Origin of the sequence: uncultured Rhodoblastus sp. (assembly GCF_903903185.1) — a bacterium.
Lineage (GTDB): Bacteria > Pseudomonadota > Alphaproteobacteria > Rhizobiales > Beijerinckiaceae > Rhodoblastus.
On record NZ_CAIUXT010000102.1, the window covers coordinates 1 to 18,118 of the forward strand.

General features: G+C 64.0%; 18 protein-coding genes. 3 read left to right on the plus strand and 15 right to left on the minus strand.

Features of this window, described 5'->3' with window-relative positions; genetic code table 11:
• On the plus strand, window positions 1-1,938 hold a 1,938-nt coding region (locus tag QZY01_RS09515), incomplete at its 5' end, for a PBP1A family penicillin-binding protein (protein WP_294536343.1).
• A 185-nt stretch (window positions 1,939-2,123) separates the two neighbouring features.
• On the opposite strand, the gene murJ is transcribed toward QZY01_RS09515, so the two are convergent.
• Together murJ and QZY01_RS09525 are read right to left on the minus strand one after the other, a co-directional pair.
• On the minus strand, window positions 2,124-3,683 hold the full coding sequence (gene murJ, locus QZY01_RS09520; RefSeq protein ID WP_294536345.1) for a murein biosynthesis integral membrane protein MurJ: 1,560 nt from the start codon (window positions 3,681-3,683) through the stop codon (window positions 2,124-2,126).
• Between the two features lie 102 nt (window positions 3,684-3,785).
• On the minus strand, window positions 3,786-4,763 hold the full coding sequence (locus tag QZY01_RS09525) for a glycosyltransferase family 2 protein (RefSeq protein ID WP_294536347.1): 978 nt from the start codon (window positions 4,761-4,763) through the stop codon (window positions 3,786-3,788).
• Window positions 4,764-4,899: 136 nt separating this feature from the next.
• Here QZY01_RS09525 and QZY01_RS09530 point away from each other — a divergent pair, with 136 nt between their 5' ends.
• A complete protein-coding gene (locus tag QZY01_RS09530) occupies window positions 4,900-5,739 on the plus strand; it encodes a ChbG/HpnK family deacetylase (RefSeq protein WP_294536349.1) in 840 nt (279 codons plus the stop codon).
• Between the two features lie 111 nt (window positions 5,740-5,850).
• On the opposite strand, the gene QZY01_RS09535 is transcribed toward QZY01_RS09530, so the two are convergent.
• The 13 genes from QZY01_RS09535 to QZY01_RS09595 all read right to left on the minus strand — a co-directional run bounded on the left by QZY01_RS09535 (window position 5,851) and on the right by QZY01_RS09595 (window position 17,799).
• The gene (locus tag QZY01_RS09535; RefSeq protein ID WP_294536351.1) at window positions 5,851-6,921 is read right to left on the minus strand and encodes a hypothetical protein; all 1,071 of its coding nucleotides are present in this window, start codon (window positions 6,919-6,921) and stop codon (window positions 5,851-5,853) included.
• Between the two features lie 8 nt (window positions 6,922-6,929).
• A complete protein-coding gene (locus QZY01_RS09540; protein WP_294536353.1) occupies window positions 6,930-7,517 on the minus strand; it encodes a hypothetical protein in 588 nt (195 codons plus the stop codon).
• 12 nt (window positions 7,518-7,529) lie between these two features.
• On the minus strand, window positions 7,530-7,901 hold the full coding sequence (locus QZY01_RS09545) for a hypothetical protein (RefSeq protein WP_294536355.1): 372 nt from the start codon (window positions 7,899-7,901) through the stop codon (window positions 7,530-7,532).
• Window positions 7,888-9,711: a carbamoyltransferase gene (locus QZY01_RS09550; protein WP_294536357.1), complete on the minus strand. Its 1,824-nt coding sequence runs from the start codon at window positions 9,709-9,711 to the stop codon at window positions 7,888-7,890. The genes QZY01_RS09545 and QZY01_RS09550 overlap by 14 nt, the downstream gene beginning before the upstream one ends.
• Window positions 9,712-10,117: 406 nt before the next feature.
• Entirely contained in the window at window positions 10,118-11,305 is a 1,188-nt protein-coding gene (locus QZY01_RS09555) for a glycosyltransferase family 61 protein (RefSeq protein WP_294536359.1), read from the minus strand.
• A gap of 12 nt (window positions 11,306-11,317) precedes the next feature.
• Window positions 11,318-11,800, minus strand: a complete 483-nt coding sequence (locus QZY01_RS09560) for a copper chaperone PCu(A)C (RefSeq protein ID WP_294536361.1) — start codon at window positions 11,798-11,800, stop codon at window positions 11,318-11,320.
• A complete protein-coding gene (locus QZY01_RS09565; RefSeq protein WP_294536363.1) occupies window positions 11,797-12,495 on the minus strand; it encodes a TerC family protein in 699 nt (232 codons plus the stop codon). The genes QZY01_RS09560 and QZY01_RS09565 overlap by 4 nt, the downstream gene beginning before the upstream one ends.
• A gap of 36 nt (window positions 12,496-12,531) precedes the next feature.
• Window positions 12,532-13,113 (minus strand): pyroglutamyl-peptidase I, encoded by a 582-nt coding sequence (locus tag QZY01_RS09570; RefSeq protein WP_294536364.1) that lies wholly within the window; start codon window positions 13,111-13,113, stop codon window positions 12,532-12,534.
• Between the two features lie 5 nt (window positions 13,114-13,118).
• Window positions 13,119-14,117 (minus strand): methylmalonyl Co-A mutase-associated GTPase MeaB, encoded by a 999-nt coding sequence (meaB, locus tag QZY01_RS09575; protein ID WP_294536366.1) that lies wholly within the window; start codon window positions 14,115-14,117, stop codon window positions 13,119-13,121.
• Window positions 14,118-14,160: 43 nt separating this feature from the next.
• Window positions 14,161-14,796, minus strand: a complete 636-nt coding sequence (locus QZY01_RS09580) for an outer membrane beta-barrel protein (protein ID WP_294536368.1) — start codon at window positions 14,794-14,796, stop codon at window positions 14,161-14,163.
• Between the two features lie 80 nt (window positions 14,797-14,876).
• Window positions 14,877-16,082, minus strand: a complete 1,206-nt coding sequence (locus tag QZY01_RS09585; RefSeq protein ID WP_294536370.1) for a site-specific DNA-methyltransferase — start codon at window positions 16,080-16,082, stop codon at window positions 14,877-14,879.
• 230 nt (window positions 16,083-16,312) lie between these two features.
• Complete coding sequence (locus QZY01_RS09590) at window positions 16,313-16,924, minus strand: ribonuclease HII (RefSeq protein ID WP_294536371.1); 612 nt, start codon at window positions 16,922-16,924, stop codon at window positions 16,313-16,315.
• Complete coding sequence (locus QZY01_RS09595; protein ID WP_294536373.1) at window positions 16,921-17,799, minus strand: uracil-DNA glycosylase; 879 nt, start codon at window positions 17,797-17,799, stop codon at window positions 16,921-16,923. The genes QZY01_RS09590 and QZY01_RS09595 overlap by 4 nt, the downstream gene beginning before the upstream one ends.
• A gap of 156 nt (window positions 17,800-17,955) precedes the next feature.
• On the opposite strand from QZY01_RS09595, the gene QZY01_RS09600 reads away from it, so the two are divergent.
• Window positions 17,956-18,118 (plus strand): FAD-dependent oxidoreductase (locus QZY01_RS09600; protein ID WP_294536375.1); only part of this gene is annotated, 163 nt, incomplete at its 3' end.

An 18,118-nucleotide genomic window follows, 5' to 3' on the forward strand; every position in this document is an offset into this window, starting at 1 on the left:
ACCGGCGCCGGCGACTGGCTCAAGAAAGCCGATCTCGCCGTGACCTTTCAGGACCGCTATGGCGTCGAGGTCGGGCGGCGCGGCATCCTGCACGACGACGCGGTGACGCTCGACCAATATCCCGATTATGTCGTGCAGGCGGTGCTTGCCACCGAAGACCGGCGCTTTTTCGACCATTGGGGCGTCGATCCGGTCGGGCTGGCGCGGGCGCTGACGGTCAACGCCCGCTCCTCCGGCGTGGTGCAGGGCGGCTCGACCCTGACCCAGCAATTGGCGAAAAACCTGTTCCTGTCCAACGAGCGCACGCTCACGCGGAAAATCAACGAGGCGTTCCTGTCGTTCTGGCTCGAAAGCCATTTGACCAAGAAACAGATTCTCCAGCTCTATCTCGACCGCGCCTATATGGGCGGCGGCGCTTTCGGCATTCAGGCGGCGTCGCAATTCTATTTCGGACGCTCGGTCAAGGACGTGACCCTGGCGCAGGCCGCCATGCTCGCCGGCCTGTTCAAGGCGCCGACCAAATTCGCGCCGCACGTCAATCTTCCCGCCGCCCGCGCCCGCGCCAACGACGTGCTCGACAATATGGTGGCCGCCGGCTACCTGCGCGACAACCAGATCGCCGAAGCCCGGCGCAATCCCGCGTCGCCGGTCGACCGCAGCGCCGAATCCACCACGCCCGATTGGTATCTCGACTGGGCCTTCAACGAAATCAAGACCTTGTCCGAATCAGGCAAGCTCGGCCCGGATCGCGTCTTCACCGTGCGCACGGCGCTCGATTCCAGCCTGCAGAAACAGGCCGAGACAACCATCGATTCGATGCTGCGCCAGAGCGGCCCGACCTTTCACGCCAGCCAGGGCGCGTCGATCGTGCTGGAGCCGCTCGGCGCGGTGCGCGCCATGGTCGGCGGGCGCGATTATGGCGTCAGCCAGTTCAACCGCGCCACCGACGCGCTGCGCCAGCCCGGCTCGTCGTTCAAGCCCTATGTCTATCTGACCGCGCTGATGAGCGGCAAATTCAAGCCGACCACCACCGTCGTCGATGCGCCAATCTGCCTCGGCAACTGGTGCCCGAAAAATTACGGCGGCTCCTATGCCGGGTCGATGCCGATGTGGAACGCTCTGGCCCGTTCGCTCAATACGGTGGCGGTGCGCCTGTCGGTGGCGGTGGGCGACGGCGAAGCCAAACGCGGGCGCGCCAAGATCATCGAGACCGCGCGCCGCCTCGGCCTCGCCGCGCCGCTGCCCGACACGCAGTCGCTGCCGCTGGGCGCCGACGAGGTCAGCGTGATGGATCAGGCCACCGGCTATGCCGCTTTCGCCAATGGCGGCCGGCGCGTCAAGCCCTATGCGGCGCTCGAAATCCTCAACAGCCGGGGCGACCTGATTTACAGCCACGACCGCGACGGCGACTCGCCGCCGCAGGCGGTGGAGCCGCGTTTCATCAACGATCTGGTCTGGATGATGACGCAGGTGGTGGAACAGGGCACAGGGCGCCGCGCGGCGCTCGACGGGATCAAGGTCGCCGGCAAGACCGGCACCACCAATGAATACAAGGACGCGTGGTTCTGCGGCTATACGGGCAATTTCGTCGGCATCGTCTGGTATGGCAACGACGACAGCCAGCCGATGGAAAAAATGACCGGCGGCACGCTTCCCGCCATGACCTGGCACGACATCATGCAATTCGCCCATAGCGGCGTCGATCTGAAACCCCTGCCGGGCCTGTCGCTCGACGCCGAAACGGGGCCGGTGGCGTTGTTGACCACGGCTTCGGGCGGACAGGCGCCGCGCCGGCGCGAGCAATTGTCGAAGAAATCCGCCGAGGCGCTGGCGTCGATCGAAGTGCTGATGAAGGGCGCCGCCCCGCGCCGCGCCGAAGGCGAAAAGCCGAAGCAGGATCTGGCCGACCGTCCCGGCGCGGTTGTCGATCTTCGCTGAAGCGGCATCAAGCGAAGCTGAACCCACCTTGCCTGAAGCGAAGAGTTACACTAGCTAATAAAACGATTAAAAATAATAACTTATAACTTTTTTCTCATCCATCACATCAGAAATGGCTCCGGCTGGCGCATCGAACGGCTGGTCGCCCGCCCTTCGCGATTCCCTTTGGCGACGGGCTTTGCGCATCAGTCTTTTTTCTTTCGCATCAGCCGCCCCAGCCCGAGTCTTTGGGGATCGACGCCAAGCGCCTTGCAGCCCAAAACCATCGCGCCGCCATAGACGATCAGGCCGGCGAGCCCAAGACCGGCCAGTGCAAGCAGGTTGCCGACAAGGCCGAGGCGCCCGGCCAGCGCTGCAAAGGGCGCTTGCAGCAGCAGCGCGACATTGGCCAGCACTACGGCCGCCGTCGCCGCCGCCAGAATGACGCTCTTGAGGGTCTCGTCGGGCTGGAACAGATAGCGGCGCAGGCCGAGAAAAATCAGCGCGGCGAGATTGATCCAGGCGTTGGCGGAAGTCGCCAGCGCGATGCCGACCGCGCCGAGCGGCTGGTAGAGCAGGATTTTCAGCAGCAGATTGATCGCCAGCGCGCCGAGCGACACCAGCATCGGCGTCTTGGTGTCGCCCATCGCCTGAGAGCCGGAGCGCAGCGCATTGATCGCCACCATCGCCAGCAGGCCGACGCCATAGGCGCGCAACACCGCCGCCGTCGCCAGCGTATCGGCGGCGTGAAAGGCGCCATGCTGGAACAGCGCGCCGACGATCGCCTCGGGAATGACCAGGAAGGCGATGACGAAAGGCGCGGTCAGGGCGACGGTCAGGGCGATGGTGCGGTTTTGCGCAATAAAGGCGCCTTCCCAGTCCTCGCGGGCGAAACAGCGGCTCATCATCGGCAGCAACACCGTGCCCGCCGCCACGCCGACGAGACCGATCGGCAATTGATAGAGCCGCTCGGCGTAATAGATCGACGCCAGGCCTCCGGTCGCCAGCAGCGAGCCGATGATCGTATCGGCGAACATGGCGATCTGAAGGCCCGACGAGCCGATCACCGCAGGGCCGAACATGCGGAAAAAGGCGCGCACATTGGCGTCAAGACGCGGCCGGGCGATTTTCTCCATCAAACCGGCGCGGCGCGCAGCGAACATCAGCAAGGCCAACTGCGCGAGGCCCGAAATGACGACGCCCGCCGCCGCCGCATAGGCCGCGTTGGGGAACAGGAAGGCGAGGCCGAGAAAGCCCATGGTGAAGAGATTCAGCAGCACCGGCGCGAAGGCGGCGACGGCGAATTGGCCATGGGCGTTGAGCGTCGCCGAATGCATGGTGACGAGCGTAATGAAAAACAGATAGGGGAAGGTGATGCGCGTCAGGCTGACCGCGAGGTTGAACTTTTCAGGATCGGCGGCAAAACCCGGCGCCATCAGCTGGACGAAGCCCGGCATGAACAGCCAGCCGAGCGCCAGCAGGACCAACTGAGAAATCAGCAGCAGGGTGAATATCTGATTGGCGAAATGGCGCGCCGCCTCGACGTCGGATTGTTCATAGACGCGCAGATAGGTCGGGACATAGGCGGCGTTGAACGCTCCCTCTCCGAAAATCGCGCGGAAATGATTGGGCAGGCGGCTGGCCACGGCGAAGGCGTCGCCGAGCAGTCCGGCTCCGACCATGCCGCTCAGCATCACATCGCGCAAGAATCCGGTCAGGCGCGACAGCAGGGTGAAACCGCTGACCGAAAGAAAGTTCTTGAACATTTCGTGCCGATGGTTTGGAGTCTTACGGGTTAAGGCATGGCCCCGCAACCGGGTCAAGATTTGAGCTCAAGCGCTCGTTCAAGCCTTGCTGCGCGCCCTCCTTCAAGATTTGGCCATGCCGTTCCCTTCCAGCGCTTCGCCGATGCGTTCGGCGACGAGATAGAGCGGCCTTCCCTTGACCTCGGCAAAGACGCGGCCGAGATATTCGCCGAGCACGCCGAGCGAAATCATCTGCACACCGGCGAAAAACATGATCGAGACGATCAGCGAGGCGAAGCCCGGCGCGGAGACCCCGATCACCAGCGCCTCCAGCACGAAATAGACGGCGGAAAGCAGCGCGATAGCCGCGATGACCGTGCCGATATAGGTCCAGGCCCTGAGCGGCACGGTGGTGAAGGAGACGATGCCGTCGAAAGCGAAACGGGTCAGCTTGCGATAGGAAAACTTCGACACGCCCAAATGGCGTTCCGCCACCTCGAAGGGCACGCCGATCGATTTGAAGCCGATCCAGGCGTAAAGGCCCTTGCTGAACCGCGCCCGCTCGCGCAACGACCGCAGCGCGTCGAGCGCCGCGCGGTCGAGCAGGCGGAAATCGCCGGCGCCCTCCGGCAGTTCGATCTCGCCGAGCGCGCCGAACAGCCGGTAGAATTTATGGGAGAGCCAGGCCCGCGCCGGCGAATCGGTGTCGCGCCTTTGCCGGATGCCGAAAATATTCTGGTACCCGTCGCGCCATTTGGCGACGAAATCGGCAATGGCTTCCGGCGGATGCTGAAGATCGGCGTCCATGATCACCGCGCCGCGCCCGCGCGCCGCGTCAACCCCGGCGGCGATGGCGACTTCCTTGCCGAAATTGCGCGAAAACGATAGTGCCCGCACCCTCGGATCGGCCCGGTTGATTTCCCGCAACACCGCCAGCGTCGCGTCGCGCGAGCCGTCGTCGATGAACAGGATTTCAAAGCTTTTCACGCAAGCCAGGGCCGGGATCAGCCGGTCGAGCAAGGGGCGCAGGTTTTCATATTCGTTGAAAACCGGCACGATCACCGAAAGTTCGGGCGCTTGCGCGCCTCGATCGTCTGCCATTTTCATTTCCATTCGCGCCAGCGGGTTTTAACCGCATCCTTGCCTAAAATGCCGAAGAAGGTTTTAAGATCGGCTTTGCGGATTTCCCAAGGCGCCATCCAGGCCATGGCGCGAAAACGCGCAAAGCAAAGGCTCGATGCCGCATAAAACGACTTTCGCGCTCTGCGCCGACGATTTCGGGCTTTCGCCGGCCGTCAGCGACGGGATTTTGCAGGCGCTGGCCGCCGGGCGGCTGACTGCGACCTCGGCCATGACCACGCAAGGCCATTGGCCGCAAGCCGCGCGCGATTTTCGCGCGCTGGCGCCGCAAGCCGATCTCGGCCTGCATTTCAATCTCACCCTCGGCGCCCCCTTGGGCGAGATGCCGGGTTTCGCGCCCGGCGGCGCCTTTCCGGCGATGAATGCAATCGTCCCAGCCGCCTGGCGCGGCGGCCTGCCCCGCGCGGAAATTCGCGACGAATTGCGCCGCCAGATCGACGCTTTCGAGGACGCCCATGGCGCGCCGCCGGATTTTGTCGATGGCCACCAGCATGTCCATGTCCTGCCGGGGATCGCCGAGGATCTCATCGCCGAGCTTTCGCGCAGAAATCTCGCCGGCAAAATCTGGCTGCGCGACAGCGCCGACCGCCCGAGGCGCATTTTTTCGCGCGGAAAGCACTGGGGCAAGGCCTTGACCGTCGCCGCTCTCGCGCGGGGCTTTCGGGCAAAGGCGCGGGCGGCGGGTTTTGTCCTCAACGACGGCTTTTCCGGCTTTTCCGATTTCGATCCGCAAGGCGATTACGCCGCCGATTTCGTCTCTTTCCTCCGGTCGCCGGGAACAAGACCGCTGATCATGTGCCACCCCGGCCATGTCGATGAAGAACTGGCGCGGCTCGATCCCGTCACCCAATCGCGCGAGACGGAGCTTGCTTTTTTATTGTCGGAGCGTTTTGCAGAGGTTCTGGCGGCGGCCAACGCCGGGTTGGGGCGGCTTTGACGATCCTGCGCCAACTGCGTCGATCCTTGGTCAAACAACCCGTGATTTCGCTCGTAAACCGCGATTTATCGTCTCATTTTTACCTGACGATCAGGCCCGGCGTGGCCGCGTTCAAGTCCGATCCTCAGCAGTGGCGGCAAGAACCGCGCCCTGTCGGATCGCGCCCTGCCGGATAATGTCGGCAATGGCAGGCTGGAGCGAGTCCGCCATGACCCGATGGCCCAGCGGCGTCAAATGGCGGTCGCGCGCAAAGAACAATTTGCGCCGCTCGGCGAGCGGAAGGCTCAGCAGATCGGGCAATGGGTCATGCAGATGGCATCGCGTTGCAATTGCGAACTCGCGATAGCGGGTCTGGTAGGGCGCGGGGTCGGCGGCTTCTTCGACGAAGGCCCACATGGGAATCGGCATCAGCAACACGGGAGTCCCGCTGCGAAAAATCCAGTTTTTCAGGATTTCCGCCAGCAGACGCCAGCCCGGATTGTCGGGCGATTCATATCCGGGCGCGCGCTGCTCGCCAGCCGCCTTCCGGATCAGATCGCCCAGCCCGAAGCCGGTGATCGCCCGGCGCAGACGCGGATCCGGCGCCATGGCGTGGAGGGCGGTCCGCGCCCTGGCGAGGAATCCGCCTGCTTCCATCCCCGCGCGCGGATCCTGGGGCAGCATATCCCTGGTGAAGGGTCGTTTTGGAACCGGAACATTGGCGAGCGTCAGGCCACCTCCGTCCAGGCGGTAAAATGGCTTGGCGTAGTAGATTTCCCTGCCGGCCTCGTCGTTGAAGCGGAGGTGCTGGCTAGAAACGCGGGACACGTCCTCGACATAGAGGCCGATGACGACGAGATCGTGCGCGATCCCGCTATGCTCCAGATAGGCCAGATATTCCTGATCGACCCCAACCCCGTCTATAGCGAAATTGAAAATTTCGAGACCCGGAATCGCCCGTTCGAGCAGATCGCCATAGCGATGGCGATTGCCGACGCCGAGACCCGCCGTCTGCGAGTCGCCGAACAGCAGCGCGCGAAATGCTCCCGGCGCGCGCTCCGGTTCGAATTCATGTTCGCAGCGAAAGCCGGCGGCGTTGGCGCGGACCAGATAGCCGCCGCTTTCATGCGGCAGGCGCCCCCGGAAATTGGGGCTGTAGGTATATCCTATCCTGGGGTGATAGCTGAGATGGGATTGCCACATGCCGAAGGCTATTTCGCTCGATAGAGTTCGACCATGCGCGCGCGGCGCTCGACCACGAGTTCATATTGGTCGCGCGGCCAATTGGAATAATAGTCGGTTTTTTTAAGCGCATCGGAGCCCGCCATCACGGCGCCGACGCGGTTGGCGACCACGATGAAATAACAATCGCCGGCGCGGGAGCCCGGATAACGGCTGGACATGGTCTTGGTGACGCCGGTGTTGAGGAAGAGATTGTCCGGGATGACTTCGGCGTTGAGCGTTTCGATGAAATCGGTCATGCCCCATTGAAACTGCACACGCGGTGGAAAGGCCATTACCCGCGTCGATAGTTTGCCGTCATCCCGCAATTCAAGAGTCTTCTCGCGGATGAAGGCGCGTATGTCGCCCTTGCGATAGACGCTGACATCCACCTCGCTTGCGAGTATGGCGCCGCGGGCATAGGGACAGGGAGGGAATTTCCCGGCGTAAAAGGTGTTGTTGACGGTCACGAATTCATTGAGCCAGGTCCAGATGTCCTGCTCGACCGCCTCAACCAGCGAGCATCCAGTCGCCAACGCCGCCGCGCTCGCTGCATTGCCGCCTTCACGCTCTTGCATCCTGCTTCCCCCTCAGAACATCGTGTAGCAGTAAGGATCGACGGAGCCGTCGCCTTCGGCGCCCTCCTCGCCGAGCGCACGGGCCAGGGATTTCAGCCCGGGAGCCAGCGCCACCAGTCCCGCCTCGCCCTGCGCCCGCCAATAATCAGCGAGTGCGTTTATCAGTCCCTCAACCTCGCCGCCGCCGGGAAAATCCGTTTCGCCCCGTGCCCCCCTGTCAAGATTCTCGAAATAGCTGGCGGCGGCGGGATCGGGCGCGAGCGGGAAAAATTCCGCCCTGTGTTCGGCGCGACGCGCTTCCGCCGCCGGGACGAGAACGGTGTCGAACAGGGCGCGGGCAAGGCGATCCGCCGCCGTTTCCGGCGCCTTTTCAATCGAGTTCATGCGCAAGCCTCCAATCCTCGTTTTCGCTCCAGGCCGGCTGCTGGTGCTTCCACAAGAGTCGGTCCTCGATCACCAGCAGGTCGATGTCGGTGCGCATGAAGCAGCGATAGGCGTCCTGCGGCGTGCAGACGATCGGCTCGCCGCGCACGTTGAAGGACGTGTTGACCAGGACGGCGCATCCGGTCAACGCCTCAAAAGCCAACAGGACGCGGGCGAAATCCGGATTGCGTTCGGCGTCCACCGTCTGCACCCGCGCGCTGTAATCGACATGGGTGACGGCGGGAATGTCGCTGCGCGCCCGGTTGATGACGGGCAGCATGTCGTCGCTATCCTCCGCGAGGGGCTCCGCCGGCAAGCAACGCTCCGATTTCACCGGCGCGACCAGCAGCATATAAGGGCTTTCGCCTTCGATTTCGAAATAGTCGGCCGCGCGTTCCGCCAGCACCGCCGGCGCGAAGGGACGGAAGCTCTCGCGGAATTTCACCTTGAGGTTCATCGCGCTCTGCATGTCGGGGCGGCGCGGGTCGCCGAGAATGGAACGCGCGCCAAGCGCCCGGGGCCCGAACTCCATGCGGCCGGAAAACCAGCCTACCACCTTGCCATCGGCGAGCGCGCGGGCGACGACGCGCGCCCTCTCGTCCGGATCGGGCTCGGATTGGCTCGGCCAGTCCTGCCGGTCGAGAATGGCCGCCACGTCGCGCGGGGCGAACCGCGGCCCGAGCAGGCTGCCCGAAAGGGAATCGTCGCGATCGATCACGCGCGGCGCTCGGAAAGTCCGGTGCGAGACCAGCAGAGCCGCGCCGAGGGCGCCGCCGGCGTCGCCCGCCGCCGGCTGGACGAACAGGCCATCGAAACCGGACTCGCGGTGGACGCGGCCATTGGCCACGCAATTGAGCGCCACGCCGCCGGCCATGGCCAGGTATCTAGACCCCGTAAGCTTTCTGGCCTGGGCGGCGAGCTTCAGCACGATCTCCTCGGTCACAAGTTGAACCGAGGCGGCCAGATCCATTTCCCGGCGCGTAATCTCCGACTCGCGCGCGCGCGCCGGACCGCCGAACAAGGCGTCGAACCGTTCATTGGTCATCGCTCCGGAGTCGAGAAAGCCGAAATAACTGGTGTCGAGCCGAAAGGAGCCGTCCTCCTTGACGTCGATCAACCGGTCGCGAATGAGCTTGGCATATTTCGGCTCGCCGTAGGGAGCAAGGCCCATCAGCTTGTATTCGCCCGAATTGACCTTGAAGCCGCAATAAGCCGTGAAGGCGCTGTAGAGCAGCCCCAGCGAATGCGGATAGCGCGTCTCCCGCAGCAATTCGATCGAGGCGCCCGAGCCATGGCCGATGGAGCAGGTCGCCCACTCACCGACGCCGTCTATGGTAAGGATCGCCGCCTCGGCAAAGGGCGAGGGATAGAAGCAACTCGCCGCGTGCGACAGATGATGCGGCGTGAGCATGAGGCGCGGCGCCTCTCCCAACGTCGCCTCGAGGTCCTCGCGCAGCCGCGCCTTGGCGCCCAGCATGCCCCGGCAGGCGGCGACGAAGTGCTCGCGTCCCGCCGGCGCGACGGCGGCCGCGTTCTTGACGACCCGGTCGAGCGTGAGCATTGGATTGTCATAGAAAACGACGGCGTCGAGTTCCGACGGATCGATGAAGGCCTCGCCGAGGCAATAGTTGATCGCGTGCCTTGGAAATCGGGGATCGTGCCGTTTGCGCGAGAAGCGCTCCTCCTGCGCTGCCGCCACAATTCGCCCGTCACATACGATCGCCGCCGCAGAGTCATGATAATAAGCGGAAATTCCCAGAACATGACCCATGCTGACCCCCCAGTCACCTTGGCCGCTCGCATTCCTCTTGGTTAGGATGGCGGATTGTCTTGCAAAACACAATTGCCAGAAAATAAATTTCTTATCGATTTTTGCCAATCGCAGGCTTGTGCAGTCAGGCGCCATCGAGCTGCATTGGATCGTCTAGGCTTGCAAAAATAAAGAATATCGAATCAGCTAAAACATGCTGTTATTATTGGCTTTTGGGGTGCAAAGTCTGGTACGGAAATCCACCCCGGACTCGTGACCTTCCATCGGTCAGTCGAAGCCAGCAGTCGCAATAGGCGTCCTCGCCCAGGAAAATGCCGGTCAATTTGTTTGCGCGGAGCCTCACGGCGGAAGGGGCGTTGAGCAGGTTTCTCATACGTGTGAACAGCGAAAACAATGCCTGCCGGCGTCAATCCGCAATCGCCAGGGCCCCTTCGCCCAGAAATTCCGCCAGCATGGGTTTGAACGCCGCCAGATCGATGGAAAAATCCGATTTCGATCCCTTCGCCGGCTCATTGGCTACGCCGTGCAGGGAAAAGAAGCGGCCCAGTTTCAGATCGGTCAGATCCCAAAAGAAATCGTCCAGCATGAAGGGCGTGGTGAGTGCGAAAACGCTTACCCCGCGCCTCGAAAACACCAGATTGGTCAGGCCCGCGCCACAATTGCCGACGATTTGTTCGGCTCCGGCGAAGGTCCGCACCTGATCGGCGAAGGATAATTTGCCCGGATCGACGAGGACGAAACCCAACGGCCTCAGCAAGGCCAGGATGTCCTCTTCATTGGTCAAACGGCGTTTTTTGCCGGAATTCCGGGTGACATAAAGCCGCTTCGGCCCGTCGCGGGTCGCCCCGAGCTTTTCGGGCAGGCCCTCCAGAATTTCGATGGCGCGCGGCGATTTGACCCAGGGGTGGCGCGACACCGGCAGCGGATAATGCAGCCGCTCGAAAAACACCGGCCGGCGGCGGATTTCGACGATCTGCTCCGGCTCGATCCCGAACAGCGCCAGGCTGTCGCGATAAATCCGACCCATGCCGCCGGTCTTGTCGGTGACGACGATTTTACATCGCGACAGATCGGAAAACTGCGCGGCTATGGCGATGCGCGGCAACAGATCGATCAGCCAATGGCCATAATTGCCGTCGAAGAACTGGCGCAGATAAATGTAGTCGCCGGACAGAACCCGGATCGGGGTCAGCGGCGAGCAACGAATGGTCAGGCCGCCGCCGCTCAGTCTCCGGAAAGGCTTGAATTCTTCCGCATCCTCGGTGTTCGAGAGGCTTTCGGCAATGATTTGTCCCTGTTCGGTCAGAAGGACGCCTCCGGACACCGAGCAGATTCGCTCAAGCGAGACCATTCCGCCCGCCGGCGGCGAAGGCGGGTTCGTCCAGAGCCAGTCCATGAAAAATTCTGGCGGCGCCTTCTCGATGCGCGGCCTGCGCCTCGGATAGGGCTGCTCCGGCGGCAGCGGATGAAACCGGCCAGCCTCCGCCGCGCCGACCATCCGCACCCGCCGGCGGCGCAACGACGTCCAGGCCAGCCGCCACCGCCCCAACGGAATCAGGCGCCAGAAAAAATGATTCGCCTCGGCGTCAGCCATCCCTGTTGGCGCTCAATAGGATATTTGCGGCGGCTCCGCCGTGGGTCCGCTCGCGCCGAAACTTTCGACCGGCAGATCGACGGCGATCGGCCCGGCCTTGGCGAAATTCAGGGTCAGATGGACGATTTCGCCGGGCAAAAGAACCGCTTTGAGACCGACCAGCATCAGATGATAGGAGCCCGGCTTCAGAACCAGAGTCGCGCCCGGCTTGATCGCGATTCCCTCCGGCAGGGCGCGCATGGTCATCACGCCGCCCTCGGCCCGGGTTTCATGAAGCTCGACTTTCTCGGCCGAAGGCGTGGTTCCGCCGAGCAGCGTGTCCGGCTCCTTGCCGGTATTGGCGACGGTCAAAAAGCCCACCCCGACGCTGGCCCCGCGCACGGTGGCGCGCGACCAGGGCCCGGAGACCTTGATGTCGGCGGCCAAGGCCGCGCCGGCGAACATCCAGCCCGCGAGCGCGGCGGCGCCCCAAAGGCGCTTGCGAGAAAAAATCATCTTTCCCTCCCCTCTTCCGGTTTTGGTTTCGGCCCATTGATGCGCTTTCCGCGCGAAAAAACATAGGCCGCCAGAATGGCCGAAAGGGCGCCGACCGGCGGCGCGAGTTCGGCCAACAGCGCCGGCGGCAAGGGACTCGCCAGAACCAGCGGGTCGCCCGCCGCCAACCGCCCGGCGAGCCAGCCCAACAGCCCCACCCCCGCCCAGAGCAAGGGCGGCTTGCGCAGCCCCGCGATGAACGGCGCGGAACCCAGCGCAAGCAGCGGAATCGACAGGGCGAGGCCAATCTGGACCAGAGGCCGCGAGCCCTGCGCCGCCGCCTGGACCGCGACCATGTTCTGCAAGGCCAGCGGCGCATCCATCGCCAGACAGGCGAGCAGGACCGCCGAAAGGCTGCGGCGCGGCGCTTTCGGCGGCGCGACTTCGCCGCGAGTCGTCAGAGCCAAGGCCGCCCAGATCAACAGCGCCGCGCCAGCCAGCCCTGCCCCGGCGAGGCCCGCGTAAGCCAGCAACGCATAGGCGAAAACAATGCGCAGCAAGATGAACAGCGCAGCGCCGAGCAAAACGCCGGGCCGCCGCAGCGCGTGCGGCAGCGCGCGGGTGGCGAGCGCCAGCATCACGGCATTGTCGCCGGACAGGAGAAAATCAAGCCAGACGATCTCGATCAGGCCGGCCAGCGAGGGCGAGAGGTCCATCTTGTTGTTTCTCCAGGGGCCAAATTGGCAAAAAATTCAGGCCAAAGCCAGCGCTTTCGCCATGTTCTCGATGGCGCGCGCCGCACGGTTCAGGGGCGCCCCGCGCCAATCCGGCAGATGAATGAAACAGGCGCGCCGATCCATCAGCAGCGACAGGAAAAAACTCTCATTGCACAGATAATCGCCGGCGTCCCGCGATGGCGCCGCCGCGACGCCGCTTTTTCGCGCCACAGCGGCAAGCCGCGCGGCTTCGCAGGGGCTGCGCAGCAAATCCGGCGCGCCATGGACGATGAAACGGCTCCAGGCGAGGGTTTTTGCCGCGTCAGGCCGCAAAATCGTCACGCGGTTGCGCGCCAACGTTTCGACGGAAAGCTTTTTGCGCCGCCCGGCCACGCCGAGCAGCAGCACGGCGTCGGGCGAGGTTTCGGCGAACAGGCGGGAGAGTTTTGGCGACAAAGCGTCATGTTCGACCGGCAGCACCGCGACATGCAGGTCGATTCCGGCGAGGGCGAAGGCCCGTTGGCGTCGGCGAAGTTTTTCTGCAACGATCTGCGCCGGATTGACCGCGTGCCCGGGAAAAGCGCCAAAGCCGGCGACGAGCAGCGACTTGCGCGCCATTGGTCTTAGAGGCCGATGGCGGCGGCGATCTTTTCCACCGCGACGGTCGGCGACAGCACGCCCTCCGCCACGCGGCGCTCAAGTTCCGGCAACAGGGCTTTCGCGGCGGGGTTGGAGCGCAGGCGGAAGAAGAAATAATCCTCCAGCAGGGTCCACATCCATTTCACCTGCTGTTCGCGGCGTTTTTTGGCCCCTTCGCCGGAAGCCTCGAAACGCCGGCGATGCTCGTTGACCTGCTCCCACATCTCGTTGAGCCCGATATTGTCGAGACCGGAAATCAGCATCACCGGCGGCGACCAGTTGACCGAGGGCTGCTGCATGATGTGCAGGGCCGCGCGATATTCGCCGGCTGCCCTGACCGCGCGGTTGCGGCCCTCGCCTTCCGACTTGTTGACGGCGATCATGTCGGCGAGTTCGAGCACGCCCTTTTTGATGCCCTGCAATTCATCGCCCGCGCCCGGCAGCATCAGCACGAGAAAGAAATCGGTCATGTCGGCGACCGAGGTCTCGGATTGTCCGATGCCGACGGTCTCGACCAGAATTACGTCGAACCCCGCCGCCTCGCACAACAACATGCTCTCGCGGGTTTTCGCAGCCACGCCGCCGAGCGTTCCGGAAGCGGGCGAGGGACGGATGAAGGCGTTGCGCTCGGCCGCGAGCCGCGCCATGCGCGTCTTGTCGCCAAGGATCGAGCCGCCCGTGCGGCTCGAAGAAGGATCGACCGCAAGCACCGCGATTTTGTGGCCGGCGGCGACGAGATTGGCGCCGAGCGTGTCGATGGTGGTCGATTTGCCGACGCCGGGCACGCCGGTAATGCCGACGCGCATGGCTTTGCCGGTGAACGGCAGCAGGTTCTGGATGAGTTGCCGCGCCAGCGCCTTATGCTCCGGCTTGCGGCTCTCGACGAGGGTAATGGCGCGCGCCAGCGAGGCGCGGTCGCCTGCGCGCAGGCGCTCGGCGAGGCTGTGAATGTCGATGACGCGGGGATGATGGACAGGGATCATATCGCCTTATAGGCGGACTGGCGCGGCGACGAAAGGCGCCGGCTCAGGGAATCCCCGCCCAACCGGGCTGCGGGACCGGGCCGCCATAGCCGCCGCCATGCTGCTGCACGGCGTTGACCTGGACGCCGACCGCCAGATGATCGGTGACGGCGTAATTGAAGCCGGCGCCGATGGTGGTCAAGGTGATCGATTGCGCGCCGCGGTTGAACAGATTGTCGAGCGAATCGAACCCGCCCGGCGACCGGTTCAAGCTATTGGTCGCATTGGCCAGACCGACGCCGAAGGTGACATAGGGCATGAAACGGCCCATGTCATAACCGACATTGACATTGGCCATGCCGTAATTATAGCGGCGCGGACCATAGCTATAGAGACCGGGAAGGTAGCCGGCGCTGGCCGATACGCCGACCACGATATTATTGTCGAACTCCCTGTTATAGCCGAGATAGCCGCCGCCGCCGAAGCCGCCATGGGTTCCGCGCCCCATGCCGGAAACAGCGAAAGTTTGCGCGCCCATGACGAGGCCGGTCCAGGGATTTTTCTGCGCCTCGGCCTCGGCCTGATTTTTCGTTATCAGCGGCGGCGGGTCGCCGCCGGCAAAATAAGGCAGGTCTGCCGCCGCCGCAGGCAGGGCCAGGGCGAGAAAGAGAGGCGACAGGCGGAGGGCGGCGCGGATCATTGGGGCCTCGACTTGATTTCCCCCAGTCTATTCGCGGAAAAGTCCGGCGACAACGTGGCGCGAGGATCGGCCTCGCTCCCTCAGGCCCCTTGGCAGGTTTTCGCGATTTCGCGGTATTGGCCGCGCAGGTCGTCGATGCAGATCCTTTCGCCTTCGCAGTCGAAATGCCAGAAAGTCCACCCGTTGCAGGCCGGCAGGCCTTGCGCCAGCGCGCCGATCTTGTGGATCGAGCCGACGATGTCGCCAAGCGCAAGGGCGCCGTCGGCGCGCACCATCGCCTGGTGGCGGCGCTTTTCGTCGAACAGCAGGGTCCCCGGCGCGATCATCGCCGCCTCGACGAGACTGGCGAAGGCGACGCGCGTCTCCTGCCTTTTGCCGGGCGGCGTGCTGAAGGCCCCGCCGTGGATGGGCCCGGTAGCGGCGATGCGGGCCCGCGCCGCCTCGATATAGATCGGGTCGCGCTCGCAGCCAATGAAATGGCGGCCGAGCTTTTTCGCCACGGCCCCGGTCGTGCCGGAGCCGAAAAACGGATCGAGTACGACATCGCCGGGTCTGGACGCCGCCATCAGGATTCGCGCCAGCAAGGCTTCCGGCTTTTGCGTCGGATGGGTCTTGCGGCCCGCCTCGTCCTTGAGCCTTTCCGCTCCCGTGCAGATCGGAAAGAACCAGTCGGAACGCATCTGGCGGTCCTCGTTGCCGGCCTTCAAGGCTTCGTAATTGAACGTATAGTTTTTGGCGCTCGCGCTTTTCGACGCCCAGATCAAGGTCTCGTGCGCATTGGTGAAGCGCCGGCCCCGGAAATTGGGCATGGGATTGGCCTTGCGCCAGACAATGTCGTTGAGAATCCAGAAGCCGAGATCCTGCAGAATCGCGCCGACGCGGAATATATTATGATAGGAGCCGATGACGAAAATCGTAGCGTCGGGCTTCATCGCGCGGCGCGCCGCCGTGAGCCAATAGCGGGTGAAGCGGTCGTAATCGGCGAAAGAGGCGAACTTGTCCCAGTCGTCATCGACCGCATCGACCTGCGACTGATCGGGCCGGGTCAGGCCGCCTTCGAGCTGGAGATTATAGGGCGGATCGGCGAAAACCAGATCGACGCTGGCTTCCGGCAGCGCGCGCATCGCCTCGACACAGTCCCCTGTCAGGATTTTATCAAGGGGCAGAACGATTTGCGCCAAACGGGCCTTGCCGTCCGTTTCCGGACGGCTGGCCGGCCCTGGTCCAGTACGCGAAACCAGTTTCTGGACTTTGGAGCCGGCCGACCCGGCGCGAAACATACTCATGAACTCAAAACCGAACGCGACCGACTGACAAAAACAAACTACCCGCAACGCGGTAAAGAAGAGGTTTAGCCAAGGCGCGAGGATATGTCCCTTTTCCGCACGTAAGGCTTAATGAATGCTAATAATTACCCAACGTCGCCTTGGAGACAGAACAAGAGTTAACAAGCGGTGAAGGAAAAGCTCCGCGCGCATAGCCTGAATTGTTAATAAAGTACCGGACGCACCTTGCGTCAGGGGCTGACGAGCAGCCGGACCGGCGCATAGCTGCGGCGATGTTCGCGGCACGGACCGAGCTTTTGCAGCGCCGCGCGATGCGCCGCCGTGGGATAGCCCGCGTGGACGGCGAATCCATAACCGGGATGCAGGCCGTCGAGCCGTGCCATCAGCCGGTCGCGCGCCACCTTGGCGACGATCGAGGCGGCGGCGATCGACAGGCTGGCGGCGTCGCCCTTGATCACGGCCCGCCCCGGACAGGGCGCGTCCGGCATATCCCTGCCGTCCACCAGCAGGAATTGCGGCGCCAAAGCCAGCGCCCGCGCCGCCCGCGCCATGGCATTGAGCGTCGCCTGCCTTATATTTACCGCGTCGATTTCCGACGCCGGCGCCAGCGCCACCGACACCGCCAGGGCGCGTGCGAAAATCTCGACGCTGAGCGCCTCGCGCCGCGACGCCGACAGTTTTTTCGAATCGTCGAGGCCGCTCGGCAGGTCGTCCGGGTCGAGAATAACCGCCGCGACGCAGACCGGACCAGCCAGCGGACCCCGCCCGACCTCGTCGACGCCGGCGACCGGCCACAGGCCCTGCGCGATCAGCGCGCGTTCCAGCTCGAAATGCGCGCTCACCCTGCGGCCTCGTCGATGGCGGCCCTGAGCGTCCGCAGATCGCGCCACGCCTGCGCCTTTTTGAGCGGCGCGCGCAACAGATAGGCCGGATGCAGCATCGGCAGCGCGCGAATCTTCCGGCCGCCGAATTCGACCTCGCGCCAATGGCCGCGCAGCCGCATTATGCCTTCTTTTTCCTGTAACAGGGTCTGGGCGGCGGAGGCGCCGAGCAGGACCAGAAAATCGGGGGCGACCAGTTCGATCTGGCGGCGGATGAACGGCAGGCACAAAGCCAGTTCCTGCGGCGTCGGGGTGCGATTGCCGGGCGGGCGCCAGGGCACGACATTGGCGATATAGACCAGCGACCGGTCGAGGCCGATGGCGGCAAGCATCTTGTCGAGCAATTGTCCCGCCCGGCCGACAAAGGGCCTTCCAATGCGATCCTCGTCGGCGCCCGGCCCTTCGCCGACCAGCATTATTTTCGCATTTTCCGCGCCATCGGAGAAAACCAGATTGGTCGCGGAATGCTTGAGCGCGCAGCCGTCGAAGCCTGCGAGTTTTTCGCGCAATTGCGCCAATGTGCCGGCGCTCGACGCCTGTTCGCGGGCGCTTCCGAGCGCAGCGTCCTGCGACAGCGCCGCGAGCGCCATGCCTGAGGCGGCCGGCGCGGGTCTCGGCGGCGCGCGCTTTTCCGCAGGCGCGGGCGCAGGCGGCTGCCGGCTGGAATCAGCCGGGGCCGTTGGCGCGGGATCGGACTTTTGCTCAAGTTGTGCGCGCGCCGACAGCGCGAAACGGTCGAGCGGCTGTTCGGCGATAGGACAATCGACGCCCATGTCGAGATACCACCGCAGCAGCGCGGCTAGATTGTCAGGGTCCGGAGCGGCGTTGGTGGGCATGAATGTTTCTAGCTTTCCGCTTCCCTCCGCGCAATAGTTCATATATGAACTGTACGGGTTGCGATTAACTGTTTCGACAATAGACAGGGCCGCGCGGCGCCTTATTAATCGCCCTGACGAAGGCTTGGGCGCCCGAGCGGCGCCGAGGGGAGCAAGATGAGCGAAATCGGTATCGAGCCGCGCGAGGCGATGGACTATGACGTTGTGGTGGTGGGCGGGGGTCCCTCCGGGCTTTCGGCGGCGATCCGGCTCAAGCAGATCGACCCTGATCTGGCTGTGGTCGTGGTCGAAAAAGGCTCCGAAATCGGCGCCCATATCC